Source organism: Streptomyces tsukubensis (assembly GCF_003932715.1).
Lineage (GTDB): Bacteria > Actinomycetota > Actinomycetes > Streptomycetales > Streptomycetaceae > Streptomyces > Streptomyces tsukubensis.
In genome coordinates, this window is sequence record NZ_CP020700.1 from 4,801,589 (window position 1) to 4,827,583 (window position 25,995).

General features: G+C 70.7%; 28 protein-coding genes, 1 tRNA gene and 1 CRISPR repeat array (1 of these 30 running past the window's edge). Of the genes, 13 read left to right on the forward strand and 16 right to left on the reverse strand.

Going from position 1 to position 25,995, the window contains the following annotated elements; genetic code table 11:
- Position 1 precedes the first annotated feature (1 nt).
- The 9 genes from B7R87_RS19685 (at position 2) to B7R87_RS19725 (ending at position 8,903) form a co-directional block, all read left to right on the forward strand.
- Positions 2-685 carry a NuoI/complex I 23 kDa subunit family protein gene (locus tag B7R87_RS19685; protein ID WP_006347307.1) on the forward strand — a complete coding sequence of 228 codons (684 nt, stop codon included), beginning with the start codon at positions 2-4 and terminating at the stop codon, positions 683-685.
- Positions 682-1,413: an NADH-quinone oxidoreductase subunit J family protein gene (locus B7R87_RS19690; RefSeq protein ID WP_006347306.1), complete on the forward strand. Its 732-nt coding sequence runs from the start codon at positions 682-684 to the stop codon at positions 1,411-1,413. The genes B7R87_RS19685 and B7R87_RS19690 overlap by 4 nt, the downstream gene beginning before the upstream one ends.
- Positions 1,413-1,817 carry an NADH-quinone oxidoreductase subunit NuoK gene (gene nuoK / locus B7R87_RS19695; protein WP_006347305.1) on the forward strand — a complete coding sequence of 135 codons (405 nt, stop codon included), beginning with the start codon at positions 1,413-1,415 and terminating at the stop codon, positions 1,815-1,817. Before B7R87_RS19690 ends, nuoK begins: the two co-directional genes overlap by 1 nt.
- Entirely contained in the window at positions 1,814-3,826 is a 2,013-nt protein-coding gene (locus B7R87_RS19700) for an NADH-quinone oxidoreductase subunit 5 family protein (RefSeq protein ID WP_130584909.1), read from the forward strand. The genes nuoK and B7R87_RS19700 overlap by 4 nt, the downstream gene beginning before the upstream one ends.
- Positions 3,827-3,829: 3 nt before the next feature.
- Entirely contained in the window at positions 3,830-5,413 is a 1,584-nt protein-coding gene (locus tag B7R87_RS19705; RefSeq protein ID WP_006347302.1) for a complex I subunit 4 family protein, read from the forward strand.
- Positions 5,410-6,957 (forward strand): NADH-quinone oxidoreductase subunit N, encoded by a 1,548-nt coding sequence (locus B7R87_RS19710; RefSeq protein ID WP_006347301.1) that lies wholly within the window; start codon positions 5,410-5,412, stop codon positions 6,955-6,957. Before B7R87_RS19705 ends, B7R87_RS19710 begins: the two co-directional genes overlap by 4 nt.
- Positions 6,958-7,119: 162 nt before the next feature.
- Positions 7,120-7,977: a zinc metalloprotease HtpX gene (gene htpX, locus B7R87_RS19715; RefSeq protein ID WP_006347300.1), complete on the forward strand. Its 858-nt coding sequence runs from the start codon at positions 7,120-7,122 to the stop codon at positions 7,975-7,977.
- Positions 7,974-8,366: a YccF domain-containing protein gene (locus tag B7R87_RS19720; RefSeq protein ID WP_006347299.1), complete on the forward strand. Its 393-nt coding sequence runs from the start codon at positions 7,974-7,976 to the stop codon at positions 8,364-8,366. The genes htpX and B7R87_RS19720 overlap by 4 nt, the downstream gene beginning before the upstream one ends.
- A 267-nt stretch (positions 8,367-8,633) precedes the next feature.
- Positions 8,634-8,903 (forward strand): GlsB/YeaQ/YmgE family stress response membrane protein, encoded by a 270-nt coding sequence (locus B7R87_RS19725; protein WP_006347298.1) that lies wholly within the window; start codon positions 8,634-8,636, stop codon positions 8,901-8,903.
- 36 nt (positions 8,904-8,939) lie between these two features.
- On the opposite strand, the gene B7R87_RS19730 is transcribed toward B7R87_RS19725, so the two are convergent.
- From B7R87_RS19730 to B7R87_RS19740, 3 genes are all read right to left on the reverse strand, one after another.
- On the reverse strand, positions 8,940-9,710 hold the full coding sequence (locus tag B7R87_RS19730; protein WP_040914900.1) for an alpha-ketoglutarate-dependent dioxygenase AlkB family protein: 771 nt from the start codon (positions 9,708-9,710) through the stop codon (positions 8,940-8,942).
- Positions 9,707-10,267, reverse strand: coding sequence for a methylated-DNA--[protein]-cysteine S-methyltransferase (locus tag B7R87_RS19735; protein ID WP_006347296.1), 561 nt, complete (start codon positions 10,265-10,267; stop codon positions 9,707-9,709). The genes B7R87_RS19730 and B7R87_RS19735 overlap by 4 nt, the downstream gene beginning before the upstream one ends.
- Positions 10,268-10,475: 208 nt before the next feature.
- On the reverse strand, positions 10,476-10,964 hold the full coding sequence (locus B7R87_RS19740) for a YajQ family cyclic di-GMP-binding protein (protein WP_006347295.1): 489 nt from the start codon (positions 10,962-10,964) through the stop codon (positions 10,476-10,478).
- Positions 10,965-11,172: 208 nt separating this feature from the next.
- Between B7R87_RS19740 and B7R87_RS19745 the strand changes: the two genes are divergently transcribed.
- Positions 11,173-11,254, forward strand: a tRNA-Tyr gene (locus tag B7R87_RS19745).
- A 151-nt stretch (positions 11,255-11,405) separates the two neighbouring features.
- Here B7R87_RS19745 and B7R87_RS19750 read toward each other — a convergent pair.
- The 13 genes from B7R87_RS19750 to B7R87_RS19810 form a co-directional block, all read right to left on the reverse strand.
- Complete coding sequence (locus tag B7R87_RS19750) at positions 11,406-12,785, reverse strand: tyrosine-type recombinase/integrase (protein WP_006347294.1); 1,380 nt, start codon at positions 12,783-12,785, stop codon at positions 11,406-11,408.
- Positions 12,782-12,988 (reverse strand): helix-turn-helix transcriptional regulator, encoded by a 207-nt coding sequence (locus B7R87_RS19755; RefSeq protein WP_040914899.1) that lies wholly within the window; start codon positions 12,986-12,988, stop codon positions 12,782-12,784. The genes B7R87_RS19750 and B7R87_RS19755 overlap by 4 nt, the downstream gene beginning before the upstream one ends.
- Positions 12,989-13,083: 95 nt before the next feature.
- Complete coding sequence (locus B7R87_RS19760; protein WP_233168883.1) at positions 13,084-14,595, reverse strand: DNA primase family protein; 1,512 nt, start codon at positions 14,593-14,595, stop codon at positions 13,084-13,086.
- A 47-nt stretch (positions 14,596-14,642) separates the two neighbouring features.
- Positions 14,643-15,512 carry a bifunctional DNA primase/polymerase gene (locus B7R87_RS19765; protein WP_040914898.1) on the reverse strand — a complete coding sequence of 290 codons (870 nt, stop codon included), beginning with the start codon at positions 15,510-15,512 and terminating at the stop codon, positions 14,643-14,645.
- 90 nt (positions 15,513-15,602) lie between these two features.
- Positions 15,603-16,343 carry a PP2C family protein-serine/threonine phosphatase gene (locus tag B7R87_RS19770; protein WP_006347290.1) on the reverse strand — a complete coding sequence of 247 codons (741 nt, stop codon included), beginning with the start codon at positions 16,341-16,343 and terminating at the stop codon, positions 15,603-15,605.
- Complete coding sequence (locus tag B7R87_RS19775; protein ID WP_157997792.1) at positions 16,340-16,483, reverse strand: hypothetical protein; 144 nt, start codon at positions 16,481-16,483, stop codon at positions 16,340-16,342. Before B7R87_RS19775 ends, B7R87_RS19770 begins: the two co-directional genes overlap by 4 nt.
- Positions 16,484-16,491: 8 nt before the next feature.
- Positions 16,492-16,959 (reverse strand): hypothetical protein, encoded by a 468-nt coding sequence (locus B7R87_RS19780; RefSeq protein ID WP_006347289.1) that lies wholly within the window; start codon positions 16,957-16,959, stop codon positions 16,492-16,494.
- Between the two features lie 224 nt (positions 16,960-17,183).
- Entirely contained in the window at positions 17,184-19,286 is a 2,103-nt protein-coding gene (locus B7R87_RS19785) for a hypothetical protein (protein ID WP_006347288.1), read from the reverse strand.
- 2 nt (positions 19,287-19,288) lie between these two features.
- Positions 19,289-19,984, reverse strand: a complete 696-nt coding sequence (locus B7R87_RS33685; RefSeq protein ID WP_233168884.1) for a hypothetical protein — start codon at positions 19,982-19,984, stop codon at positions 19,289-19,291.
- Positions 19,985-20,940: 956 nt separating this feature from the next.
- Positions 20,941-21,384, reverse strand: coding sequence for an NUDIX domain-containing protein (locus B7R87_RS33690; RefSeq protein ID WP_040914902.1), 444 nt, complete (start codon positions 21,382-21,384; stop codon positions 20,941-20,943).
- 158 nt (positions 21,385-21,542) lie between these two features.
- Positions 21,543-22,547, reverse strand: a complete 1,005-nt coding sequence (locus tag B7R87_RS19800; protein ID WP_006347285.1) for a hypothetical protein — start codon at positions 22,545-22,547, stop codon at positions 21,543-21,545.
- The gene (locus B7R87_RS19805) at positions 22,544-22,885 is read right to left on the reverse strand and encodes a hypothetical protein (RefSeq protein ID WP_006347284.1); all 342 of its coding nucleotides are present in this window, start codon (positions 22,883-22,885) and stop codon (positions 22,544-22,546) included. The genes B7R87_RS19800 and B7R87_RS19805 overlap by 4 nt, the downstream gene beginning before the upstream one ends.
- Positions 22,882-23,157 (reverse strand): DUF6284 family protein, encoded by a 276-nt coding sequence (locus B7R87_RS19810; RefSeq protein ID WP_006347283.1) that lies wholly within the window; start codon positions 23,155-23,157, stop codon positions 22,882-22,884. The genes B7R87_RS19805 and B7R87_RS19810 overlap by 4 nt, the downstream gene beginning before the upstream one ends.
- 961 nt (positions 23,158-24,118) lie before the next feature.
- Here B7R87_RS19810 and B7R87_RS19815 point away from each other — a divergent pair.
- From B7R87_RS19815 to B7R87_RS19825, 3 genes are read left to right on the forward strand one after another with little or no spacing between them, the layout of a single operon-like run.
- Positions 24,119-24,928, forward strand: coding sequence for a GntR family transcriptional regulator (locus B7R87_RS19815; protein WP_006347282.1), 810 nt, complete (start codon positions 24,119-24,121; stop codon positions 24,926-24,928).
- Positions 24,918-25,295 carry a hypothetical protein gene (locus tag B7R87_RS19820; protein WP_006347281.1) on the forward strand — a complete coding sequence of 126 codons (378 nt, stop codon included), beginning with the start codon at positions 24,918-24,920 and terminating at the stop codon, positions 25,293-25,295. Before B7R87_RS19815 ends, B7R87_RS19820 begins: the two co-directional genes overlap by 11 nt.
- Complete coding sequence (locus B7R87_RS19825) at positions 25,292-25,942, forward strand: YdcF family protein (protein WP_006347280.1); 651 nt, start codon at positions 25,292-25,294, stop codon at positions 25,940-25,942. The genes B7R87_RS19820 and B7R87_RS19825 overlap by 4 nt, the downstream gene beginning before the upstream one ends.
- Positions 25,943-25,964: 22 nt before the next feature.
- Positions 25,965-25,995: a CRISPR direct-repeat array (repeat unit 29 nt); it runs 364 nt beyond the window's last position.

Below are 25,995 nucleotides of genomic sequence, written 5' to 3' on the forward strand. Positions count from 1 at the left end.
CGTGCCCCCGATCCCCGGCTCGGGCCTGGCCAAGGGCCTCGCCGTGACCCTGCGCACGATGATGCGGAAGTCCGTCACCGCGCAGTATCCGGAAGTCCAGCCCGATCTGCCGCCCCGTACCCGCGGTGTGATCGGCCTGTTCGAGGAGAACTGCACGGTCTGCATGCTGTGCGCCCGGGAGTGCCCCGACTGGTGCATCTACATCGACTCCCACAAGGAGACGATCCCGGCGGCCGCGCCCGGCGGCCGTGAGCGCAGCCGCAACGTCCTCGACCGCTTCGCCATCGACTTCTCCCTCTGCATGTACTGCGGTATCTGCATCGAGGTGTGTCCTTTCGACGCGCTGTTCTGGTCGCCGGAGTTCGAGTACGCGGAGACCGACATCCGCGAACTCACCCACGAGCGCGACAAGCTCCGCGAGTGGATGTGGACGGTGCCGGCGCCGCCTGCCCTCGACCCTGCGGCCGAGGAGCCCAAGGAGATCGCGGCGGCCCGTAAGACGGTCGAGAAGCAGGCCGCTTCCCGCGCGCAGGAGACCACCACTCCCGGCCCCGCTCCCGAAACCGGCCCCGGCCCCGGCCGCGGCGAAACCGGCCCCGACCGTCCCACCGGCCCCGACCGCCCCGCCGGTCCCGGATCCGCCGGACCGGCCACCGCGCCGCCCGGCGAAGGAGGCACGGAATGATCCCGCTCGCCGCCGCCGCACCCCAGGGCTTCCTCTCGCCCACCGGCGTCGAGATCGCCTTCCTCCTCGTCGGTCTGGTGACCCTCGGCGCCGCCGTCATGACCGTCACCACCCGCCAACTGATCCACGCCGCCCTCTGGCTCGTCGTCGCCCTCGGCGGCCTCGCCATCGAGTACCTGCTGCTGACGGCCGAGTTCATCGCCTGGGTGCAGGTCCTCATCTACGTCGGTTCCGTCGTCGTCCTCCTCCTCTTCGGACTGATGCTCACCAAGGCCCCGATCGGGCGCTCCCCGGACGCCGACTCGGGCAACCGGGCAGTGGCCGTCGGCGTCGCCGGAATCGCTGCGGTCGCCCTGGTCTGGGTGGTCGTGGACGCCTTCCGCACCACGTGGATCGACCTCGACGGCCCCGCCCAGGGCTCCACGGCGACTGCGGGCGAGATCCTCTTCCGGCACTGGGTGCTCCCCTTCGAAGCCCTGTCCGTCCTGCTCCTCGCGGCCCTCGTCGGCGCGATCGTCCTGTCCCGCAGGCACAGCGACGACACCACCAACACCGGCGGCACCGGCACCAGCACCGGCACCGGCAACACGGGCGGCACCAGCGCCACCGGCCCCACCCGCGCTGCGAGGGACACCGCTCCCGGCCCCAAGTCCCCGCCCGCGGCCGGGACCCCGCGCCGCCGCGCCGACGGATCCGCCACCGGCCCGGTGACCGAGGGGGAGAACTGATGCATCTCGCCTACCCCGCCGTGCTCTCCGTCCTCCTCTTCTGCATCGGCATCTACGGCGTCCTCGCCCGCCGCAACGCGATCCTCGTCCTGATGTCCGTCGAGCTGATGCTCAACGCCGTCAACCTCAACCTGGTCGCCTTCGACGTCTGGCTCCGCGACACCCTCCACTCCGGTCAGGCCCTCGCCCTCTTCACCATCGCCATCGCGGCCGCCGAGATCGGCATCGGCCTGGCGATCGTGCTGATGGTCTACCGCAACCGCGGCTCGTCCGACATCGACCGGCTCCGCGACACCGCCGAGCACCCCGACGGCCCCGACGATTCCGGGTACGACCCCGACCATCCCGACGCGGCCGCCGCCGCCGATGTCCCGGCGACGCAGAAGGCCGAGGCCACCGCGTGACCACCATCGCCCTCGCCGTCCTCGTCCCCCTTCTGCCCTTCCTCGGGGCCGTCGCCGGATTGCTGCTCGGACGCACCGCCCCCGGCTTCGTCCGCCCGCTGGCCGTGCTGCCGACTCTGGCCGCGGCAGCCCTCGCGGCCGTCGTCGCCGTCCGGCAGGGCGGCGGGGAACCGATCTCCGCGGCGACCCGGCTCACCCCCACCGGCTCCGTCCCCATCGACCTCGCCCTCTACCTCGACGGCTTCGCGGTCCTCGTCGCCGTCCTCGTCGGGGTCGTGGCGTCCTGCGTGCAGATCTACTCGACCGCCTATCTGCGCGACGACCCCCGCTACCCCTCCTACGCCGCGCTGGTCTCCCTCTTCACCTCCGCGATGCTGCTCGTCGTCTACTCCGGCGACCTGATGGTGCTCCTGGTCGGCTGGGAGATCATGGGCATCTGCTCGTACTTCCTCGTCGGCCACTACTGGGAGACACCCGAAGCACGGGCCGCGTCCCTGAAGGCCTTCCTGGTCACCAAGCTCGGCGACGTCCCCTTCCTGATCGGTCTGTTCGCCCTCGCCACCGACGCGGGCACCTTCCGGATCACCGGCATCCTGGACACCGTCGCCACCGGCGGCCTGGACCACCCCACCCTGGTGGCGCTGCTGCTCCTCGCCGGCGTCGCGGGCAAGTCCGCGCAGTTCCCCCTGCACGTCTGGCTGCCCGACGCGATGGCGGGCCCGACCCCCGTCTCCGCACTGATCCACGCCGCGACGATGGTCGCCGCCGGTATCTACTTCATCGCCCGGCTCCTCCCCGTCTTCGCCGCCTCCGCCGCCGCGCTCACCGTGCTGGCCGTCATGGCCGCCGTCACCATGGTCGGCTCCGGTCTGGCCGCCCTCGCACAGGACGACATCAAACGCGTCCTCGCCTACTCGACCATCGGCCAGCTCGGATACATGGCGGGCGCCCTCGCCGTCGGCGACCGCGGCGCCGCCGTCTTCCACCTCCTGTCCCACGGCGCTTTCAAGGCACTGCTGTTCCTCGCCGCCGGAGTGGTCATCCACGCCGCCGGCACCAACTCCCTGGCCGCGATGTCCCGGACGAGCGGCCTGCCCCGGCGCGCCCCGGACGCCTACTGGACGATGACCGTCGCCCTCCTCGCGCTCGCCGCCATCCCTCCCTTCGCGGGCTTCTTCTCCAAGGAAGCCGTCCTCGTCGCCGCCGAGCACACCGCGCTCGGCGAATCGGGCACCGCGCCCGGTGCCGCGGGCTGGACCGTCCTGATCGCCGGACTGGTAACCGCCCTCCTCACCGCCGCCTACGCGACCCGGCTCTGGCTACTGGCCTTCCGCGGCCACGGCCCCGAAGCCCCCGACCACGGCCGGGAACCCCTCGCCATGACCTCCGTCCTCTGGCTGCTCGCGATCCCCTCCCTCGGATTCGGCATCACCTTCGGCTGGTTCGACGGCTGGTTCGACGACCAGGGGCTGGCCCCCACGGTGACCACCGCCGTCCTCGGCACCGGCACCGCCCTCATCGGCGGACTGCTCACCTACGCCGCCTGGCGCTCCCTGCGCTCCCGCGCCGAGGCCCTCCCGGACCGGACGACCGCCGCCGCCCACGCGGCCCACCCCGACGCCCCGCCGTCGGCCGTCGAAGCCGAGACCATCGCCGCCCACGCCCCGGCCTACGGCTCCGTCGCCGCCGCCCCCGACCCGGCGGACCCCGGCCGGCTCCTGCTCGGCCCGCTCCACCGCCATGCGGCCACCGGCTTCCACCTCGACGCCGTCTACCACAGGCTGTTCGTCCGCCCCGTCCTCGCCGGCGCGGAGCTGGTCCGCTTCCTCGACCGCGAGGTGATCGACACCTACGTCCGCGGTACGGCCCTCGGCGCGAACGGCCTCGGACGGCTCGTCCGCCGCGCCCAGACCGGCAACGTCCAGACCTATGTGAGCTGGCTGCTCGCCGGCAGCGCCGCCCTGGTGATCGCCGTTGTCGTCCTCTCCACCACGAACGCGGGGTCCTGAGCCGTGATTGATATCAGCGAATCCGTGATGCAGGCCCTTCTCGCGTTCATCGTCGCCGTCCCCCTCATCGGCGCCGCCGCGGCCCTGCTGCCCGCCCCGCCGGGCCTGCGCGGCCGCAGCCCCGAACAGGCCGTGCTCCGCCACGGCGTCACCGTCACCGGAGCCGTCCTCCTCGCCGCCGTGGTCCTCGCCGCAGGCTTCGACCACGACCAGCCGTCGAGGATGCAGGCGACCACGGACATCAGCTGGATCCCCGCCCTCGGCGTACGCATCCACCTCGGTGTCGACGGCATCTCCCTGCCCCTTCTGCTCCTGACCGCGTTGCTGACCTTCCTCTGCGCGCTCTACACGTACTTCAAGCCGCCCTCCGGGCCCTCCCCCAAGGCGTTCGTAGCGCTGCTGCTCGTCCTCGAAACGGGCACCCTCGCCACCTTCGCAGTGCTCGACCTGCTGCTGTTCTTCCTGGCCTTCGAGACGGTGCTCATCCCGATGTACTTCCTCATCGCCCGCTGGGGCGGCGAGGAGCGGCGGACCGCCGCCTGGAAGTTCATCCTCTTCACGCTGCTCGGCTCGGTCGTCATGCTGCTCGGCTTCCTGCTGATCGGCCTGAAGGCCGACACCTTCGACATGGTGGCACTCGCCACTGACAACGGCCGTGGACTCAGTACGTCCACGCAGGTCATCGCGGTTCTGGCGATCGGCATCGGCCTCGCCGTGAAGACCCCGATGTGGCCGCTGCACAGCTGGCTGCCCGCCGCCCACACCGCCGCCCCGACCGTCGGCTCCGTCCTCCTCGCCGGAGTCATGCTGAAGATGGGCACGTACGGATTCGTCCGGATCGTGCTCCCGACCGCGCCCGACGGCATGCGGACCTTCGCGCCCTATCTCGCCGCCTTCGCCGCCGTCGGCATCGTCTACGGATCCCTCGCCTGCCTCGCCCTCGCCCGCAACGGCGCCTCCGGCGACCTCAAGCGGCTGATCGCCTACTCGTCCGTCGGCCACATGGGCTTCGTCCTCCTCGGCATCGCCACCATGACCCCGACCGGCGTGAACGGCGCCCTCTTCGCCAACATCGCCCACGGCCTCATCACCGGCCTGCTGTTCTTCCTGGTCGGAGCGGTCAAGGACCGGTACGGCACCGCCGACCTCGACACCCTCGCCGGAGCCACCGGCGCCGCGCTCTACGGCCGCACCCCCCGCCTCGGCGCCCTCCTCGCCTTCGCCGCCGTCGCCTCCCTCGGACTCCCCGGCCTGGCCGGATTCTGGGGCGAGATGCTGGCGCTCTTCGGCGCCTTCGACCCGGCGGAAGGCCTCAACCGCCCCGCCTTCCTCACCTTCATGGTGATCGGCGGCTTCGGCACCCTCCTCACCGCCGCGTACCTCCTGATCGTCGTCCGCCGCGTCTGCATGGGCGTCCCCGCCCCCGCCGGACCGGACACCCGGGCCGTACCGGACGTCCACGGCTACGAGCTCGCCGCGTGGACCCCGCTCGTCGCCCTCACCGTCCTCGCCGGACTCTGGCCCGCGGTCCTCCTCGGCCTCACCGACCCGGCCGTGCAGAAGCTCCTCTCGGGAGGCTCGTCGTGACCCTCGCCATCCCCATCGCCGCGGACGCCGGGGTCGCCAGCCTCGTCCAGAACGTCGACTGGGTCACCATCGCGCCACCGGTCATCGCGGCCGTCACCGGCCTGCTGATCCTCGTCGCCGACCTCTTCGTCCCCGCACACCGCAAGGGCCTCCTCGGCCTCGGCGCCGTCGCGGGCCTGCTCGCCGCGATCGCCGCCCTCGCCCCCCTGCGCAGCGGCGACAGCCGGACGTTCTGCCTCACCACGTCCACCGCCACCTGCAGCTACGTCGCCGACCGCTTCACCCTGGCCATCCAGTTGCTGGTCCTCGGCGGCGCTCTGCTGACCGCACTGCTCTCCCTCCGCGAGACCCGCCACCGGCTCCCCGCGGGCGAGTTCTGGTTCCTGCTGCTGTCCTCCGCGGCCGGAGCCGCCCTGCTGCCCGCCTCCCGCGACCTCGCCACTCTTGTTGTCGCCCTCGAAGTGGCCTCCCTGCCCGCCTTCGCCCTCGTCGGACTGCGCCGCGGGGACCGCCGCTCCAGCGAGGCGGCCCTGAAGTTCTTCCTGACCTCGGTCACCGCGACCGCCGTGACCCTCCTCGGCGTCAGCTTCGTCTATGCGTCGGCGGGCAGCCTCCACCTCACCCGGATCGCGACCGCGAACGTCCCCGGCGAACTGGACACCCTGGCCAGGACCGGCGTCGCCCTCACCCTCATCGGCTTCGCCTTCAAGACCGCCGCCGTCCCCTTCCACTTCTGGGTCCCCGACACCTACGTCGGCGCACCCCTGCCCGTCGCCGCCTATCTGTCGGTCGTCGGCAAGGCGGTCGGCTTCTCCGGGCTGATCCTCGTCGCCGTGATCGCCTTCCCCGGATACGCCGACGTCTGGGGCCCGGCGATCGCCGTACTCGCCGCCCTCACCATGACCGCGGGCAACGTCGCGGCCCTGCGCCAGCGCGCCGACCGCCCCCTCAGCGCCGTACGCCTGCTGGCCTGGTCCTCCGTCGCCCAGGCAGGCTTCCTCCTGGTCCCCGTCGCCGCGGCCGGATACTCCAGCGACGACCAGATCGGCTCCACCGTCGCGTACGCCCTGATGTACGCGGTCGTGAACCTCGGCGCCTTCGCCGTCGTCGCGCTCGTCGCCCGCACCCACCGGCTCAACCGGATCTCCGACTACCGAGGGCTGTACGCCACCCATCCGCTCACCGCCCTGACCATGGGCTTCTTCCTGCTGTGCCTGGCCGGGCTGCCGCCGGGCATCATCGGCCTCTTCGCGAAGGTGACGGTGTTCTCCTCGGCCGTGGACGCCGGTCTGGGCTGGCTGGCCGTCCTCATGGGCATCAACGTCGCCCTCGGCCTCGTCTACTACCTGCGGTGGACCGCGATCCTCTTCCGCACCCCCGAACCCGCCCCCGCCCCGGCCACGGCCCCCGGAACCGCAGCTACCGCGACCGCCGCCGTGCCCGCACCCTTCGCCGTCGCCCTCGCCCTGACGGCCACCGCCGGAATCCTGCTCTCCGGCTATCCCCAGCTCGTCCTCCGGTTCGCGGCGACCGGACTCTTCTGAGCGGCACGGCCGCCGCCGCTCACCCGATCGGACCGCCCCGGTGCCCGGGCGGCCGGGGAACTCGCCCCCTTCGCCTGGCGTTGACCAGTACAGAAGGGTCCACTGGAGGGTGGAGCACCACCAGTAAGGGGTTCCCCTGCCGCACCATCTGGAGGGCGTACCGTGCACCGCCGGCACAACGGGCTGAAGACCGCCGTACTCCTCGGGGGACTGTCCGCACTCATTCTCGTCATCGGCAGTTTCTTCGGCCGTACGGGACTGATCGTCGCGCTCTTCGTGGCGCTCGCCACCAACGCGTACGCCTACTGGAACAGCGACAAGCTGGCCCTGCGCGCCATGCGCGCCCGCCCCGTCAGCGAATTCGAGGCCCCCGCGCTCTACCGCATGGTCCGCGAACTCTCGACGGCCGCCCGCCAGCCCATGCCCCGTCTGTACATTTCCCCCACCCAGGCACCGAACGCCTTCGCGACCGGCCGCAATCCGCGCAACGCCGCCGTCTGCTGTACGGAAGGCATCCTCCGGATCCTCGACGAACGCGAGCTGCGCGGCGTCATCGGCCACGAGCTCAGCCATGTCTACAACCGCGACATCCTGATCTCCTCGGTCGCCGGAGCCCTCGCCTCCGTCGTGATGTTCCTGGTGAACTTCGCCTGGCTGATCCCCGTCGGCCGCTCCGACGACGACGGCCCCGGACTGCTCGGCATGCTGCTGATCATGATCCTCGGCCCGGTGGCGGCCGCCATCATCCAGCTCGCCGTCAGCCGTTCCCGGGAGTACGAGGCCGATGCCTCGGGCGCCCGGCTCACCGGCGACCCGCTCGCCCTCGCCAGCGCCCTGCGCAAGCTGGACGCCGGGACCAAGCAGCTTCCGCTGCCGCCCGAGCCCCGGCTGGAGACGGCGAGCCACATGATGATCGCCAATCCTTTCCGCCCGGGCCGGGGCGCCAAGCTCTTCTCCACGCATCCGCCCATGGCCGAGCGCATCGCCCGACTCGAAGAGATGGCAGGTAGGCAGCCATGAAGACCGTCCTCAACATCATCTGGCTCATACTCTGCGGCTTCTGGATGTTCCTCGGCTATCTGCTCGCGGGCGTCCTGCTCTGCATCACGATCATCGGCATCCCCTTCGGCATCGCCGCCTTCAGAATCGGCGTCTACGCCCTCTGGCCCTTCGGCCACACCGTCGTCGACCGCCCCGACGCGGGTGCCCCCTCGTGCATCGGCAACGTCCTCTGGCTGGTCCTGGCCGGCTGGTGGCTGGCCCTCGGCCATATCGTCACCGGCGTCGTCCTCTGCCTGACCATCATCGGTATCCCGCTGGGTCTGGCGAACTTCAAGCTGATCCCGGTCTCGCTGATGCCGCTCGGCAAGGAGATCGTCCCCTCCGACCAGCCCTTCGCCGTCCGCTGACGCCCGGGCGCCCACCGCCCGCCACCGGTCCCGGTGTGCGCGCCGCACCCGTTCGATCCCGTCTTCCTCACTCGAACGGGTGTATTCACCCGAGTGCGGGATAGAAGCCGGTCAGGAACACGTTGACCAGGGTGTAACAGACGCGTCCCACTCGACCGACCGCTCGCAACCCCCCGCCGGCCATCCGGCGTCATCGCCTGCGAGAGACCGCGGAAACCGCGCCGCCACTACAGGGGCGCGCCATATGGACGGAAGGAAGTTCACAGCATGAGCGTTCTCGGCTGGATCGTCCTCGGGCTGCTCGCCGGAGCCATAGCCAAACTGCTGCTGCCGGGCCGCGACCCGGGCGGCCTGATCATCACGACCCTCCTCGGGGTCGTCGGCGCTTCGCTGGGCGGCTGGATCTCTGCCGAGTTCTTCGACCGGTCCATCAGCAAGCAGTTCTTCGACGGGCCGACCTGGATAGCCGCGATAGGCGGCTCCCTGGTGCTGCTCATCGGATACCGGCTGCTCTTCGGCCACTCCCGCTCCCGCTGACCTGCCCCTCGCCGGCCGACCGCCCTTCCACCGGGGTCAGTCGGCCACCGACAGGCCCGTCTCGCGCAGGGTGATGTTCAGCCGTCCCGTCCGCAGCCCGCACCGGGGATCGGCCGTCCCGGGATACACCTTCGGCACCCCGTGGTACGCAAACCGAGAAGGCCCGCCGAAGACGAACAGGTCCCCGGACGCCAACTCCACATCGGTATAGGGCCTTCCCCGGGTCTCGCTATTGCCCAGCCGGAAGACACAGCGGTCCCCGATGCTCAGAGAGACCACCGGAGCCCCCGACCGCTCCTCCTTGTCCTGATGCATCCCCATCCGGGCGGCGCCGTCGTAGAAGTTGATGAGCGCCGTGTCCGGGGTATAGCCCGCGCCTCCCGCGCCGGTGGCGGCTTCTGACGGTCCACCACCACCCGCCCCGATACCGTGCGCCGCCGCCAGCGCCGAACGGCCCCACTCCACCAGCCAGTCCGGGAGATCGGCGACCCGAGCGCCGTTCACATCATCGGCGGTGCGGCTGTATCGGTACGGCTGCCAGTGCCAGCCGAGACATACCGTCCGCACCGACATCACACCGCCACCGGGAAGCACGGTCCGGCGCAGCGGCACCGGGCCGCGAGCCCACCCCCGGCAGGCCTCGACCAGCTCCCGCTGCCGCTCCACCGACAGCCAGCCCGGCACATGCACCGCGCCGGGTGCGATCACCGCCGGTTCCCTCGGAAAGAGCTCCCCGGCCCCTTCCCCCGCGCCCGGCTGCGCGGGGGTCCCCCCGACGCCCCGGATTCCCCCGGACCGCGCGCTCATGACACCGGCGCGCCCTCAAGCACCAGGAGGTGTTCCTTGCGCTCCAGCCCCGCCGCGTACCCCCGCAGCCCGCCGTCCGCCCCGACGATCCGGTGACAGGGCCTGACCACCAGCAGCGGATTGCGCCCGATGGCGGTGCCCACCGCGCGTACGGCCGCGCCCGAGGCCCCGATCCGCCGGGCGATCTCCCCATAGGTGGTGGTTGTTCCATGCGGAACGGCGTCGACCGCCCGCCAGACCCGCCGCTGGAAGTCGGTGCCTTCGTCGGCGTACTCCACGGCGAAGCGGGTCAGCCTGCCGTCGAAGTACGCGGCCAGCTGTGCGGCGATCTCCGTAAAGGCAGCGGGCTCATGGCGCCAGCCCTCCTGCACGGTCGCGGCGCCCTTCTGCCCGGGCAGCGAGAGCGAGACCAGCGCGGTCCCGCCGGGAGCGGTGGCCGACTCCACGCCGACCAGCAACAACTCCCCGAGCGGGCTGCCGAGACTCGCCCAGAGCCTGGGTGCTGCCGTGCCGGTGGACGGGGACGGTGCGGCGGGGGTCGCCGTGGTGATGGCCATGGCTCGGTCCTCTCCTCGGAGCGCCGATGACTGCTGTACGCCTTCGAGTCTGCGCCCTGTGAGCGACCGGTGCTGGCGGGAATCGGACATCACGCCCCACCTCCGCGGAGCGCCGGTCTCGCACCTCGGTGAGTCCGCCCGTGCGTCTGCCGGCCGTCCCGGTACGGCGGGGCAGACGGCGCTCGGCCGTGTGCCCCGGCCGGTCGGTTCAGCGGTAGTTGACGAACTGGAGCGCGAAGTCGAAGTCCTGGCCCTTCAGCAGCGCGATCACGGCCTGGAGGTCGTCCCGGCTCTTGGAGCTGACCCGCAGCTCCTCGCCCTGCACCTGCGCCTTGACGCCCTTGGGACCCTCATCGCGGATGATCTTCGCGACCTTCTTGGCGTTCTCCTGGCTGATCCCCTCCTCGATGGAGGCGAAGATCTTGTACTCCTTGCCCGAGAGCTGCGGCTCGCCGGCGTCCAGGGCCTTCAGCGAGATACCCCGCTTGATCAGCTTCGACTGGAACACGTCGAGGATCGCGGAGACCCGCTCCTCCGAGTTCGCCTGCATCAGGATCTTCTCGCCCGACCAGGAGATGGAAGCTCCGACGTTCTTGAAGTCGTAGCGCTGGGAGATCTCCTTGGCGGCCTGGTTGAGGGCGTTGTCGACCTCCTGCCGCTCGACCTTCGAGACGATGTCGAAACTGGAGTCGGCCATGTGCTGTGGCTCCTTGTATCGAGATGCGGAATCACGCGGCCCGGCTCCCGGACCACGCGGGCAAGCCTACGGGCTGCCCCCGCCCCGAGGGCTGATCAATCCGGTGGCGGAGCACCCCCGCACATCGGGTATCGTTTACGTCGTCGCCACGGAACACTGCACGACACGCAGTGTCCGACGACCCCCCAGGGGCCGGGCGATTTCCCATGGCGGTGTGCCCGAGTGGCCAATGGGAGCGGACTGTAAATCCGTCGGCTTAGCCTACCCAGGTTCGAATCCTGGCGCCGCCACGTGAAAGAAACGGCCCTTGGCCTGCGGAAACGCAGGCCAAGGGCCGTCTTCGTGTCAAGGTATATCCAAGGGGCACTGTCTCGCTCTGTCTCTCCCCGCCCCACCTTCTACCAGCCTGTCTGGACGGAGCGTGGACGGGAATCGAGGGTCTCACCTGCGACTTTGGACGGTCCCCTGGTTCAGGCGCGCAGAGATCTTCGCGTTCGCCGCATCGTCCCCGCCCTTGAGGAACTTCGCGTACACGCGGAAGAGGACAGCCACCGAGTGCCCGGCCCGCTGCGCGACGATCAGCGGGTCCACACCCGAGCTGAGCCACGTCGAGACCGCGGCGTGGCGAAGATCATAAGGACGCTTCGCCCGCTTCGTCTCCTGCTCCGCCGGACTCAGCACATCCCCGCGGGCACCGGCCCACACCTCCCCGTACCCGCTCTCCTGAACCATCCCACCGCGGGCGGTCCGGAAGAGCCGGCCGTCCGCGTGCGTCCCGTACACCGTGAGGTGCCACCGGAGCATCGCGACCAGCTCAGGGGGAATCGGCACGCGCCGCACCGTTGCCCGCGGCCGGTGCTTCAGCCCCCGCCGGTCATGAGCCTCGCCCGTGTCCGTCCACGAGCTGCCCGACCGGGCCCGGCTCTCCCGGAGCCGCAGCAGGCCCCAGCCCCGCCGGGGCAGCTCGCAGTCCTGAACCCGGAGCCCCACCAGCTCACCGGGCCGGGCCGCCGCGTAGTAGATGCACCCGAAGAACGCGGCCAGGTGCCGGCCGCGGGCACCCTGCTCCCGAACGGCGGCCAAGAGCGCCGCGGCCTCCCGCGGGTCCGGCACGGCCTCGGGGTCGACCTCCTCGTCGACCCGCTCCGGAGCCTTCCACCGGACGGCCCGCATCGGGTTCTCCTCCAGCAGCTCGCACTCCACGGCCAGACCGAGCGACTGGTGGAAGATGGCCCGCTTCCGCGCGATGACGGACCCCGACGACGTCTTCCCGTCCAGCCGCCGGGCGCATGCGTCCAGAGCCCGGCGCACCAGCGCCCGGTCCGACAGGGCAGACGTCTGGACGGACTTCCGCTCCACCCACGCGAGGAGCGCGGCCACGTCGTCCGGAGTCTCCTCCTTCCACCGGTTCACATTGAAGCCCCAGGTGTAGAGAGCCCGGCGCACGGCCTTGTGGTCGGCCATGCCCTTGCTGTCCTTCACCAGGGCCAGCGTCACGGTGGCCATCGCCTCGGCGAGGTTCCGCCGCGTGGAGGCGGGGGAGTGCGGCCACTTCATCTCCACATAGTTCCTGGCGTGCTGGTACCAGGAGATGTCCTTGGCCCGCTGGACCAAGGACTTCGGCAGGCCGCTGTCCGCATCCCACGGTTCCCCGTTCCGGGTCGCGGTGATGAACTGCGCCCGGCGGCTCTCGGCCAGCCCGAGCGTCAGGAAGGACTCCGCGTGGGGAGTGGTGCCGACCTGCCACCGGAGCTGGTACGGCTTGCGGTAGGGCCGCTTGCGAATCTTCCAGATCCGGACGGTGTAGGACCAGTTGGTCACGCAGTCTCCAGCTCGTTCTTGAAGGCGTCCAGCACACTGCGACGGATCCGCAGGTGCCCGTTCGGAAGGCGGTTCACCTCGGGGGCGTAGCCCCGGTTGCGCCAGCGGTACCAGGTAGCCCGGGTGATGCCGATCTCGATGAGAGCGTCACTCAGGGGCACCAGTTCGTCGGTCGGCCGTCGGCGGCCTCGGGCAGCAGACATCGACTCCCCTCCTCCGGGAAGCTCGCGCCACATTGCTCTGAGTCGCGACTCATCGCGACTCAGAGCGGGTGGGGCAGGGCTTGAGTCGCGATGAGTCACGACTCAGAAGAATGTGGTTCGGACTGGGTGAGCGTGATCCCGTGGTACGTCGCGACCTGTCGGCCGTAGTCATCACGGGGGCGGGTGCGGTTGAGCTGGGGGACGACGGAGAGTAGGTTCCGCCCGAAGACCTGCTTGGTTCCGGCCCGGACGCCGTTGTCTTCGGCCCAGTCGCGCCAGACGGACCACAGGGCGTCCACGGGGACGCTGCACGCGGGCCCGGTCGTGCAGCGTTCGCGGACGAATGCGCTGGTGGGGGATGCGGTGTCCCGCATGGTGGTGACCGCGTCCCGGCTGGACGCGGGTTCCGTGATCCGACCCGCTCGCTGGAGGCGCGCCAGTCCTTCCAGCGCCCAGTTGAGAATGCCGGGCATCTCGGCAATCAGCCGGTCGGTGAGGGTGGGATCTTCCTTCCCCAGCCACGAAACACGCGTGCTGAGCAGCACGAACCGGTTGGCGATGACACCCGAGGAGTCACCGAAATGCGGCAGCTCGTTGGAGAGGATCATCAGCCGGGAAGGCAGCTTGCCGGTCCACTGCTCCCGGTACTTCCGATCCACGTCGATCGTGTCCTCGCCCGAGATCGTCAACAGCCGTTCCACTACCTGACTGTTGTCGTTGCCGGACAGACGGGCGTCGGAGATGATCGCCAGGGACTTCCCGATCAGCGTGGCCAGGCCGAAGTTCGAGCCGAGGCCGGCCAGGGTCGGCCCGGCAAGGTTCTTCTTGCCGACGAGCCCTTTCAGCACCCGTGCGATCGTGCCCTTACCGGACCGGGACGGGCCGACCATGAGCAGGATCTTCTGAAGGTCGGTACGGCCCGAGAGGACGTAGCCGAACCACTCCTGGAGGGCAGCGACGGAGTCGGTGTCGTCCGGCCAGACCTCGGAGAGGAAGCGCTCCCAGCCGGGCGCCGCGGCGGTGGGGTCGTAGGCGAACGGGATGGACACGATGTTGAAGAACCCCGGTGTGTGCGGCAGGAGCGCACGGTCACGGATCCTGAGCAGCCCGTTCTCGCAGGCCACGATCGGCCCGCCGCGCTGCTCGTCGGCATCCGCGGCGTCGAGCCACGAAGGCGCGTCGGTCTCGGTCGGCAGTAGCGTGATGGAGCCGAGAGCGTCGAGCAGGTTGCTGATCTTCGGCTTCGTCGGAGCCCAGTCGCGTTCCTCGGTTTCGCCGTCCTTGCCGGGAACCCGGTAGACGGCGTGCTCAAGCCGCTCGTACATGGCCTTGCGCACCTGAGCTTCGTCGGTCTCCCGCCAGCAGGTGCCGCTCCAGCGCATCCAGGACGCACGCCACCGCCGGTACACGAGCTGCCCGTCATCGGTCTGCCAGTCGGGCAGGAGACGGCGAGCGACGGCCATCGGGTGCGAGGGCGCGGGCAGTTCCTCGCCCTCAGGGGCCAGGTACGGGTCAGGACGAACAGCAGAACGGACGCCCTGACGGGCGACGCCTTCCGGCGCGCTACGGCTGTCTGAGCCCGCGGCCGGTTCGGCGGAGCTGGGCATGGCGGGGGGATGGGAAGAGACCACCCCCGCGCCGGTGCCGGTGCTGGTCACACAGCCACCCCGGGTACGGCAAGGCCGTTACTGACGGCGCGCTGGGCGTATCCGTGCGGCACGCCGACGGAGACAGCGGCTGCAACGACCTGGGCGGCGATGACGTCGAGCCCGCAGGGGCCGGGGCATCGGGAGTGCTGCGCGGCCAGGAATCGGGCAACGCCGAACGCCTTGCTGCCGGCGCCGGTTTCCGTGCAGGCGCGGACCATGGCCAGACCCTTTTCAAGGCCGGTGCGGATGTACCGGGCGGTGTGGCGGCAGCCGGTCGCAGCAGGCGCCTCCCAGACGGCCCGCGACGGCAGTTCGACCGGGCCGCGCGCCGGGGTGGTCTCTTCCCTCACAGCCAAGCCGCGGACGACGTCCGGCAGGGCGGTCATGGTGCCATGGCCCGGGCCGCGCCAGCGGGCGTACTGCATCAGGCTCTTGATGTCCACAGCGGCGCGAACTCCGTTGGCGGAGCGCGTGGTGCCCCGGTAGATCCAGTGTTCCCCGCGGGTGGTGACCACGGTCCTGGTGGTGGGGAGGGCCCGGCGGGCCCAGGTGACGGCGGCCGGGTTGTCCAGGTCCACCACGGTGAGCCCGGCGCCGCCCGGGTGGTAGGCGACGGAGGTCGCGTGGCGCCAGTCCGCGGCCCACTGTGGGGAGGTGAGGGTGTCCGGGTCTGTCGTGGCAGCGGCCCAGGCGTGGCACGGCAGCGGGCAGCGGCAGGGACCGGGTACCCGCATGTGCGGGCGGCCCCCGCAGGCCGTGTCCCGGCACTCCGGGCAGTTGGCGGGCGGTCGCTTCTCCCGCAGCGGGAGCACGGGCAACCCGCGGTGGGCCAGGTCGAGGGCGACCTGTAGCAGGGGCGGGCGGTCATGGGTCATGCTGGAGCTCCAGTTCTCATGCTGGAGCCGGGGCGGCCGCACATCTTTGTCGAGACGGGGCGGTCGCCCCGGCGCGTGTGCGGGGGCGGGTTAGGTCGTGATGCGGATGACGGCTGCGGTGGCGTCGTCGCGGTAGCCCGTGGCGTCGGCGCGGGCGGCGGCGACGATGACGTCGGCGAGGGCCTGCGGGTCGGTTTCGTGGGCCCGGACCAGCGCTTCGAGCCTGGCGTGCGGCATCTGGCCGTGGACGCCGTCGGAGGTCAGGACGACCAGGTCATCGGTGATCTGGCAGAGGGGCACGGTCGCGATGGAAGACCGGCCGAGCGCTGCCCGGGCGTAGTCGTCCAGTACCAGCGCTGCCGTTTCCGTGGGGACTGTCTCGTCCGGGCGGCCGTCGCGGTGAAGGGTCACGGCGGTGCCGCCCCATTTCCGCAGCCAGGTGCCCATGGTCTGGTCGGTCGACCGCTGGACGAGGTGTTCGCCGGTCCATCCGTAGATCCGGGCGTCGCCGGTCCACGCGATCAGCGTCGTCCCGGTCCGCTCGTCCGTCACAGCGGCCACGGCTACGCCGTCGTCCACCTGCTCCGTGGGGGGTGCGGCGGCCATTTCGGCTGCGGCGAGGATGCCGAGCATCGGCCCGCGCCGGGCGCCGATGCGGGCGATGACCTCGGCGGCGATGGTCGAGAAGCGGACCACGTCGTCGGTGTTGCCGATGCCGTCCACGAGCGCGGCGGCGACCATCGGTGTACCCGAGAGCCGGTGAACCATGACGGCGTCGGCGTTGTGGGGGCGAGTGCCCTTCCGGGTCGCGGTGGCGGTGATCACGGTCATTCGGTGTCTCCTCCGGAAGCGCTCGGGGCGCACGTGCAGTCGGGGAACTCGCTGCTGCCGTCGGCTCCGCAGCCGCAGCAGTGGTCGTAGGGGTAGGGCTCGGTGTCGTCGGTGGGTTCGCACCGCTCGCAGTCGTTCATGGGGTTCCTCAGTGGTGGATGGTGCCGTTGGCTTTGCCGAAGATTCCGGTGGCGGTGATCTGCTGGTGGATGTGAGTGGTGGTGCCTCCCCCACCGCCGCTGGTGCGGCGGGTGCCTCGGGCGATGACGGGGACGGCGACCGTGGCTGCGACGAGGAGGGCGGCGGCGGACCAGAGGGCGTGGGTCATGGCGATGAGTCCCGGGGCTGCGTAGGAGAGTCCGACCCCGGCGGCGCCGATGCCGCCTCCGAGGGTGGGTGCGAGAAGAGCGGTCGTGCGGGCCCATGCCGGGATCGGCTGCGGAGCGGTAACCGGAACCGGCTGCGGGGGCGCGGCGTGGGTGTAGGCGAGCGTGCGGGCGCCGTCGGGGAGGGTGACGAGGGCGACGCCGGGGGGAAGCGGGAGGGGTTGGATCGGGCCTTGTCGGATGGTGTGCGGGGGCAGGGTGGTGATCTTGTACGGGGTGGGTTCGTGCACAACGTGGTCCTTTCAGCGGTCCGGGCAGTGCCCCGGTGGGTGGAGTGCTGCCCGGTGGTCTGCTTGTCGTGTTGCTTGTCGTGTTGCTTGTCGCCTGGTTGTCGTGCGGCTTGTCGCTTGTCTTGTCTTGTCGCTTGTCGCCTTGCAGGTCAGGGACCGGTTTTGGGGCTCACGCGGCCGCCTGGGGCTGTTCTCGGGCGGGTGGGTGGTGGGGCGACAGGTGGTCAGGTTCCGGGGGTGTGGCGGTGGTGGACGTAGCGGGTTTTGGTGCCGGTTCCGATGCGGACGGCGGTGCCGTCTTCGGCCCAGGCGCGGAGCCAGCCGACGATGGTCTGGCGTGTGGTTCCGTGCTCGGGGGGCAGGGCGCGGGTGATCGCGGAGGCGCCGGTTCCCTCGGGCCCGGCGGCGAGGAGGATTGCCAGGACTGCGTCCCGGGCGGATGTGTCCTCCCCGCCTTCGGCGCCGCTGTTGCGGAGTGCTGAGAGGTTCAGTCCTTGCCCGTTGTCCGGCCGTGTGCTCGGTCGGCCGGGGGCGGGGGTGTCGAGTTGGGCGACGATGTCGCGGAACTGGCGGGTGATGTCGTCCGGCTCGGGGGCGGGCTGCTGCTCGGTGCGGAGGGCGGTGAGGTTCAGCCCGGCCGCCGGAGCAGGGGCGGTGCCGGGTTGGGGGGTGTGGTCGCGGATCCAGGCGGTGCGCCCGTGGTCCCAGCGGCGGGCGTAGTCGGCCCCGGCGGCCTTGGCGGAGAGGGTGTCGAGGGTGGGGTGGCGGTCGCTGGTGGTGTGGACGATGTCCCGGATCTGGTTGGGCAGGATCCGCCAGGACTTGAAGAGAGCGGCGGGGCTTTCGGGGGTGGCCATGAACCCGGCGCCCTTGTAAGGGGCCTGGTCGACGCGCAGGCCGCGGGAGCCGGGGAACTGTTTGGCCAGGTCCATGCCTTCTTTCTCGCCGCCGGTGAGCGCGACGCGGACCTTGGCTTCGCGGCGGATCATGAGGTTCCCGAGCACGCTGCCGGTGGCACCGAGGGCGGTCAGGACGGTGCGGATGCCCATGGCGCGGGCGATGCGGATGACTTCGAGGATCTTCTCGGCGAGGCTGCGCAGTGCGCGGTCCGGGGAGGCGAGGATCTCGGCGCCCTCGTCGATCACGATCATGATCTGGGGGATGCGGTCGCTGATGGGAAGCAGGTCGGTGTTCGCCTGTGTCATCAGGTCCTGGTAGGCGGTCTTGCGGTGCTTGGCGATCCGCACGGCGGCGGTCAGCATGAGCATGGCTTCGTCGTAGTCGGCGGCGAGCCAGTCGACCCCCGGGCGCACCACCGTGCCACCCGACCCACCGCCGTCGAGGGCGGGGCGGACCCAGGGCAGGCCCGCGCTCCCGGCGTTGAGGTCGATGACCCAGGTCAGGACGTCGGTGGTGCGGGCGAACCCGGCGAGGATCGTGTGGGCCATGTTCGTCTTGCCCGAACCGGTCGGACCGACCACCAGCGCGCACTGTTCGCGCAGGTAGGCCAGCACTTCGCGGCCGTCGGTCCGCACGCCCCAGGGGATTCCGGTGTGGAGGGACAAGGGGCTGTAGTCGGTGGGGTAGGTGATCTCCCCTGCGAGGACGTTCACTGTGGTGACGTCGATGAGGACGCGGCCCTGGTCGATCCCGGCGGTGGCGGTGGCGGTGCAGCCGTGGGGCAGGCGGGCGTCCGCGGAGAGCTGGGGCGCGTACTGGGCGATCCGCTCGTACGTTGTCCCGCCCGGCGGGAGTTCGGCGTCGATGGTGAACCCTGTGTTCGTGGGCCACTGCTCGATGGCGAGGATCCGCACGCTGATCCCGCACACGCGGTGGATGCGGTCGGCCCACTCGGCCGCGATCGCCCGGCGTTCGGCGGACAGTTCACGGGCGACCTGCCGTTCCGCAGCCGCGATCGCTTCCAGCTCCCGGGCCTCTTCCCGCAGGAGGGTGGCGCGGGCGGAGGTTCCGATACCGGCCCCGAGGGCGGCCAGCGACCCGAGCGCGGCCCAGGTGAGCGGGCCGGTGGTGATGGCCCAGGTGGTCCACCCGGCACCCAGCAGCCAGGACGCGGCTCGCATGGCGACGGTGCGGGCGGATAGCCGGTCACGGAGGCTGGTGATGGTGTGACCGATCGCTCCGGCCGTGCCGATGGTGAGGGCCCAGCCGGGGGGCATGCCGGTGGCGGCCCCGGTCGTGGCCACGGCCAGACACCCGCTCGTCGCGGACAGGGCGCCGGTCACGGGTCCGTGCCCGGCCGTCCAGTCCCACACCGGCCCCGGAGCCTTCCCCTTCGGCTTCTTTGTTTTGGCGGTGGTGGTGGTCATGGTCAGACGTTCCAGCCCTTCTCGGCTTGGGTCCCGTTGCGGGGGTCCTCGTGGCGGGCGATGTCCTGTTCGTGGGCCTGCCGGAACTGCGGTCCCATGTCGTCGGCGACCGCGACGGCGGACATCAGCGCGCCGAACATGTCGCTGAAGGAGTCGGCAACGGCCTTCTCCAGGGGAAACTCGCTGTCGGCGCGCTCAGCGAGGATGCGCATCACGTTCGCCACCGACGTCAGAGCGGCGGGCAGGCCTTCGACCATGGCCAGGATCTCCATGGCGCTCTCGGGCTCGTAGCTGTGAGCAGCCGTTTCCATCTCGGCCGCGTACTCCTCGAACCGGAAACCAGACACGCTGTTGTTCCCTTCGCTTGTGGTGGTGGGTGCTGCGGGGACCGGCCCGGCCGGGCGCTCCGCCCGGTCCCCGACCTCCTCATCGGCCGCCTCAGCAACTGCTTCCTCTTCTTCCTGCGCGGCCCGGATCCCGGCATCCCGCGCAGCCCGCTCCTCCACAGCACCCCGCATCAAAGCGGCGTACAGACGCCGCCCCGGGTACTGCATCCACTCCCAGCCCAGCCACCGACCCACCGGGGTGGACACCCAACCGACCACCCCCACAACCGCGGCCAGCACACCGGCCAGCAGCCGCCGCCGCTGCAACCGCACCGCAGAACGCACCAGCGCCCGGCGCGCCCGCTGACGCACCGCCGCTCGCCGCACACCTTCGCGGCCCGCCGCGACCTGTCGCGCCGCCGCACTGTCCCGCACCCTGCGGGCCCGCTCCACGGCCGCCCGCCGCATCCCACTCAGTCGGCCGGCACCCCGGGCCAACGCCCTACCTGGGCCCGTGCCGGGCCCGGCGACGGTGCGGTTCTGCTGCCGCGCGGCCCGCCGCGCATCCGCGACCGACCGACGCGCCTGGGTGACCGCATCCCGACGCTGCGACCGCGACGGAGCATCCCGCCGGGCCGACTCCCGCAACGCCCTGACCTGCCCCGCCCGGCCTCGGACAGCTCCTGCGCGGTCCTGCCCTGCGCCCCGGCTGCGGTGCTTTCCCGGTGTGCGGACCGTGCCCGCACGCGAGGCAGACCCTGCTCCGCGTCGGCCAGTCCGCAGCCCGATCGACCGGTTAGCGGCGGGGGAAGGTTTCCTGCCGCTGCTACCCGTGGGCTTCTTCTGAGACGGCACCCGGCCGCCCGTAGACGATCGGCCCGTCCGCTCGGTGGCAGGTCCGCCGGTGCGGGAGCCGCGCGCGGAACTGGCCGCTTTCGTCTTCTTCCGCGCGTTCTGGCGGCGGGTGCGGGAAGCGGCGGCTGCACCGAGAACGACCGCCCCTGTAGCCGCGGCCACGGCCGCGGCAGGCCCACCGGCCAGTGCCACGGCGGAGAACAGCGAGGCACCGGCATTGGCCCCGGTCACGGCCAGCGGGACCACGGGCCACCCGCCGGGCGTGTGCCCAACCCCGGGCGGCGGGGCAGACGCCGCAGGTGCGGGCGCTGGAGTCGATACGGGAATGGCCGGCGGGGCCTCCGGGCCCGCTACCGGAACGATGGTGGTATCCGTCATGCTGGCTCCCTCCCAAGGGAGAAAGAGGGCCCGACCGGGACTGTGGAAGGAAGCGGCCGGGCCCTCGTGAACGACAGGTCAAAGCACACGGGCCGTCACCGGCCCTCCAGCTCCGTCTTTCGGGCCGCGCGGATGATGTCGGCGTGATCGAACGCCAACTCCGGCAGATCAGTGAGCGGCCACCAGCGGGCAGCGCGGGCGTCGTCCCCGGCCTGGGCCGTCGTGCCCTGCGGCACCGTGGCGAGGTAGGCGATCGTGACGTACCTGCCGCGCGGATCCCGGCCCGGTTGGTCCCAGACATCAATCCGCGTCAGGTCACCGGCGGCCACCCGCACCCCGGTCTCCTCGGCCAGCTCCCGTACAGCCGCCTCCAGCGAGGTCTCACCCGGATCCACATGCCCACCGGGCAAAGCCCAGCAGCCCTCGAAAGGGGCCCAGCCGCGCTCAATCAGCAGTACGCGCCCTGCGGAGTCGAAGACGACAACATCCGCAGTGAGGCGAGCGGAGTCGGTGACGGCCTGGGCGAGCGCGGTGCGCAGCTCCTCCACGCAGGTCTCTGCCCGGATCGCGGAGTCGGTGGCGAGCTGGTGCCCCTGCTGGTGCTGCTCGCTTTCTGTACGGGCGGCCGTGGTCTCACTCTGCGCTGCGGTCAGTTCGTCTCGCAGGGCGCGCAGGGTACGGGTGCGTACAAGGGCGATCATGACGACGCTCCTTCGAGGGCGACGCCGGAGTGGGCGTCGCGCTGTTCCTGGTAGCGGGCGGTGACCCAGCCGGTGGACCAGCCGCACAGCTCGGCGGCGGCCCGTACGGGCAGGCCCTCGCCGCATGCGGCGGCGACGATCCGCCGGGCCTGGGGCTCGGGGAGCTTCTCGTTCACCGGGCCGCCGGACAGCAGCTCGGTGCGTTCACGGCGTTCGCGCTCGGCCGCTTCCTGCTGCTGCCGGCGGGCCGCCTGCTCGCGCGCCAGACGCTCCGCCGTACGGCGCTGTTCAGCCTCGCGTTCACGCTGTTCACGCTCGCGCTGCTGCTGTTCACGCTCGTGTTCACGGCGTTCACGATCCGCCGCTTCCTGCCGCTGTCTGGCCTCTCGCTCAGCATGTTCGGTACGGCGGGCGGCGTCCTCCCGTTCGGTCTGCTCACGGGCGAGGCGGGCCTCGTGTTCACGCTGTTCACGCGCCAGAGCGGCCGTGTGCTCGCGCTCCTCCCGGGCCCGCCGGTCCGCCGCTTCCCGCCGCTCGGCAGCGGCCCGCTCCCGCGCTTCGCGCTCGGTACGTTCCTCGGCCTCCAGCCGCGCCACAGCGGCGGTGATGGCGCGCCGGTAGGCGAGTCCGGTCTCAGCGGTGACGATGAGGAGGAGGGGCGCGACCGCGTGAACGGCGACTCCGACCAGGTCTTTCTTCAGCGCGGAGTCCGCCGTATTCAGGGCCAGGGTCATGCAGCCGGTCATCCACCGCAGCACTACCGGCCACCGCCCGCTCTCACCACCGAGCCGGGCCAGAACGGAGTCCAGACGGATCACGATTACCACCGCCGCATCCACCACCAGCGGCAGGATCGGCGCCGTCCAACGCCACTCCCGGGGAGTGTGGGCAGCCATCAGCGGAGTCACCGTGAGGACCGAATACAGCATCGCCCCGCACACGATCAGCCACGTCCCGACGTTGAGAGCCCGCTCCGCTGAACGGATCTGAACACCGTTCACGCCGGGGCCCCCGCCCCCAGGCCGACCGGCTCCGGATACAGGACCGGCGCGAAGCCGACCAGACGAATCTCGGCACCGGCGAACGCTCCGTGAACAATCAGCACCCCGATGCTCCCGCTGCTCTGAACGCGGTGAACAACGCCCTCGGCGGGGAGCTTCAACACCTCGCGCCAGACCTCGAATGCGGCGAAGCCGTCCCCGTGGAACAACAGCTCCAGCCGATCCGGGTAGACCGGCGTCACACTCACACTCGGCGCAGGCAGATACGCGAACTCGCTGCCGATCAGCCGCAGCGCCCTCAACGGGACGGACAGATCCGTCAGGGGAAGCGTGCTCACGCCGCACCCCCCAAGATGCGGGCCGCGTTGGTGCGGTTCGCCAGATTCCGGCGCACGACCAGCACACGGCGCCGCTCGCGACGGACACGCTGCTCGTCCAACTCGGTCGTCGTCCGGTCCAGCACCGCGATCCGGGCATCCAGCTCATCCACCTCGGCGAGGATGAGCGGCATCTCCGCGTCGATCGCGTCCAACTCGGCCGCCGTCGGCTCCAGCCACGGAGCGAAAGCGATCGCCGCTTCTGCGAGCGTCAGCTCAGGGACAATACCCATGGGTCGTTGCTCTCCTTGTCTGGTGGAACGGCCCAAACCCAGCGCCCCCGGAGTTGCCGCTCCGGGGGCGCACGCCGTTCGGAAAATGGGACGGATGGAGTGCCCCGGCCAGGAGTCGAACCCGGCCTGCGACCATCAGGGCGGTACAGCAATCGGTCAGCTCACCGGCGGCGCGGCCCCGGCCGCCTCCCGCGTACTCACCGGACCACGCCCGGCTGCGCCCAGGCGCCGCACTTGCGGCACATCAGCTGCGAACCATCCCGGACCATCGGCCGGCCGCAGCACGTCACAGCGACCCTCCGGGGATCCGGCGGGGCAAAGGCGGGACATCCGGGTGAGGACGCGGACTCTCCGAATCCCCCGGATGATCCGCCCGCACATCTGCCAAACTGCACACCACAGGTGACCTCCTCCAAGGTGCCTGTAAGCGCCGTCCGGGGGGCAACCTGGACGGCGCACTTCGTGGGGCTTCCTGCCGCCCCACGCCGACGACCATCCCGATCGGTGTGAACCGCGTGATGGTGACGACGTGCAGCTCAGGACTGCCACGCGGACCTTGAGCCGCGCCGCCGACCTTTTGCGGGAGGTCGTGGCCCGTCGTACGCGTTTCTGGATCTGCGCCTCATCCCGCTCGCCCGAGGAATCGCAACTCGGGTCTCTTCGCGCGGCGTGCCTGCCCTCGGGGCAGATCCGGTCTTTTGAGTCGGTCGTCCCTTGGGACACCCCGACTGGTCTCCACTGGCCTCGGCCGGAATCATCACGGCCGTCTGCGGTGGATCACGCTGTGGAGTTGTGTAGGGCCCGGCTCACTGCTCTCCGGGCATTGCGGAGCAGCCCAAAGAAGGCCCCTCCAGGGCCGCTGTCCTAGGACTGCGACCTCATGAGGAGACTGTGGCCCACAGTCCCAGGACTGTCAACAGTCCTGGGACTGTGTTTGACTTAAGCGTCGAAAGGAGCCGGGATGTCGCCGAAGTGGCGAGAGCTGGCGGACAGGCTGGCCGGGGAAATTCGGAGCGGCGAGTACGCCCCGGGTGATCAGCTCCCGCACATCAGGGATCTCGTCGAGGCTGGCGAGGGCTCCAAAACCACGGTTCACCAGGCGTACAAGGCTCTCGAAGCTGAGGGTCTGGTGACCTCATCGCGGGGGCACGGCACTGTCGTACGGCAGCAAGCGCCGCTCAAGCGGCTGGGTATCGCGCGGTACGACAAAGCCAAATGGCGTGACAGCGACGAAGTGGCTTTCATTGCAGATCGCGTTGCTTCGGGGCGCGCGTACAAGCGTGGCGAGCAGACACAGACCATCAGCCTCGTTGAGGCGCCGGCCGAAGTCGCTGCCGCACACGGGTTGCCGGTCGGGGCGGAGGTGTACGCGCGTGCCCGGCTCGTGAAGGAGGGGCAGCAGCCGACGCACACCCTGACCAGCTACTACCGCCCCGAGCATGTTGAGGGCACTCGGTTGGTAGATCCCACCCCGGGCCCGGCGGGACGGGGTGGAGGTTTTCGGGTGCTGTATGACGCCGGGTACGAGATCGACCACATGAAGGAAGAGTTGTTCGCCCGTGTCCCCACGCCCGACGAGGTCGCGCTGTTGCTGCTGCCACCGGGGGAGCCGGTCGTCGAGCTGCACCGGACGACCTACACCGCCGACGGTACGGTGGTCGAATTCGCGATCGGCGTGCATGCCGCGACGCGGTTCGCGTGGGCGTACGACTTCAAGGTGCCTGACTCCGCTGCCCAAGAACCCGAGGAAGGAAGCCCCCGTGCCAAGTGAGGGAAAGCCCCAGCTCATCGACACAGCGGACATCGCGACTCCGGCTGATGTTCCTTCCGTAGACCCGTGGCTGCTACTGGAGCGGCGCGAGCGGCACACCGAGCGTCTCGCCGAGGCGCCCAGCGCCACGGCGGACGTCTTCGCTGCCTTGGCGCTCGGCACGGCGGTGCGCCGGATCCTTGACGAACAGGAACAGCAACTGGTGCGGGAGGGGCTGAGGCGGGGAGCGACCTGGGGGCAGTTGGGGGCGGCGATCGGGGTGGCCGGCCCTGAGGTGCGAGCCGCCTTCATGGCATGGGCCGAGCGACTTCCGGAGGCAGAGGCTGCTGAGGCGCTGAGCCTTGCCTCGCACGGGTTGGTGCAGTGATCTCTGCTCGGGCGAGGGAGGACGCACTTCTCATCTGGGACTACCACCAGATGGGCCACGTGCTCCGCCCCTGCTCGGTTGCCATCGGCTTGGGAAGCCATGACCTCGGTGTGGCCGATGAGGCTGTGCGTCTGTACGAGCGAGGCATGGCGCCGCTGCTCGTCTTCACGGGAGCAACCAGCCCCACCACGGCGGCGCGTATGCCGCGGGGCGAAGCTGTCCACTACCGAGACCGCGCTCTTGAGCTTGGTGTGCCCGACTCCTCCGTGCTGGTCGAACCACGGGCGCGCAACTCTGGAGAGAACATCCGATTCTCAAAGGCTTTGCTGGAAGACAACGGTGTTGACGTGTCATCCGTGCTGCTGGTCAGCAAGCCGTACGAAGAGCGGCGCGCGTATGCCACGGCGCGCCAGCTCTGGCCCGAGGTGGACGTCGTCAGCGCGTCCGCGCCGATGGTCTTCGAGGACTACCTTGCCTCCATCGGGGATGAGCGCCTGGTTATCGACATGCTCGTGGGAGCCCTTCAGAGGTTGCTGATCTACCCCGATCAGGGGTTCATGATCAGGCAGGAAGTGCCTGACATCGTGATGCAGGCGTACGAGCGGCTGCGTGGTGATGGTTTCACGAGCCGGATCGTCCCTGGGTGACTTGGTGCTGGGAGCAAGCGTGCGGGCCAACCCCGCGTGCGCGGGGACCACAG

Coding starts and splice junctions, on each gene's coding strand:
- B7R87_RS19690 (WP_006347306.1), top strand. CDS start 682: ATGATCCCGCTCGCCGCCGCCGCACCCCAGGGCTTCCTCTCGCCCACC.
- nuoK (WP_006347305.1), top strand. CDS start 1,413: ATGCATCTCGCCTACCCCGCCGTGCTCTCCGTCCTCCTCTTCTGCATC.
- B7R87_RS19720 (WP_006347299.1), top strand. CDS start 7,974: ATGAAGACCGTCCTCAACATCATCTGGCTCATACTCTGCGGCTTCTGG.
- B7R87_RS19725 (WP_006347298.1), top strand. CDS start 8,634: ATGAGCGTTCTCGGCTGGATCGTCCTCGGGCTGCTCGCCGGAGCCATA.
- B7R87_RS19730 (WP_040914900.1), bottom strand. CDS start 9,710: ATGAGCGCGCGGTCCGGGGGAATCCGGGGCGTCGGGGGGACCCCCGCG.
- B7R87_RS19735 (WP_006347296.1), bottom strand. CDS start 10,267: ATGGCCATCACCACGGCGACCCCCGCCGCACCGTCCCCGTCCACCGGC.
- B7R87_RS19740 (WP_006347295.1), bottom strand. CDS start 10,964: ATGGCCGACTCCAGTTTCGACATCGTCTCGAAGGTCGAGCGGCAGGAG.
- B7R87_RS19755 (WP_040914899.1), bottom strand. CDS start 12,988: ATGTCTGCTGCCCGAGGCCGCCGACGGCCGACCGACGAACTGGTGCCC.
- B7R87_RS19760 (WP_233168883.1), bottom strand. CDS start 14,595: ATGCCCAGCTCCGCCGAACCGGCCGCGGGCTCAGACAGCCGTAGCGCG.
- B7R87_RS19765 (WP_040914898.1), bottom strand. CDS start 15,512: ATGACCCATGACCGCCCGCCCCTGCTACAGGTCGCCCTCGACCTGGCC.
- B7R87_RS19770 (WP_006347290.1), bottom strand. CDS start 16,343: ATGACCGTGATCACCGCCACCGCGACCCGGAAGGGCACTCGCCCCCAC.
- B7R87_RS19775 (WP_157997792.1), bottom strand. CDS start 16,483: ATGAACGACTGCGAGCGGTGCGAACCCACCGACGACACCGAGCCCTAC.
- B7R87_RS19785 (WP_006347288.1), bottom strand. CDS start 19,286: ATGACCACCACCACCGCCAAAACAAAGAAGCCGAAGGGGAAGGCTCCG.
- B7R87_RS19810 (WP_006347283.1), bottom strand. CDS start 23,157: ATGGGTATTGTCCCTGAGCTGACGCTCGCAGAAGCGGCGATCGCTTTC.
- B7R87_RS19815 (WP_006347282.1), top strand. CDS start 24,119: ATGTCGCCGAAGTGGCGAGAGCTGGCGGACAGGCTGGCCGGGGAAATT.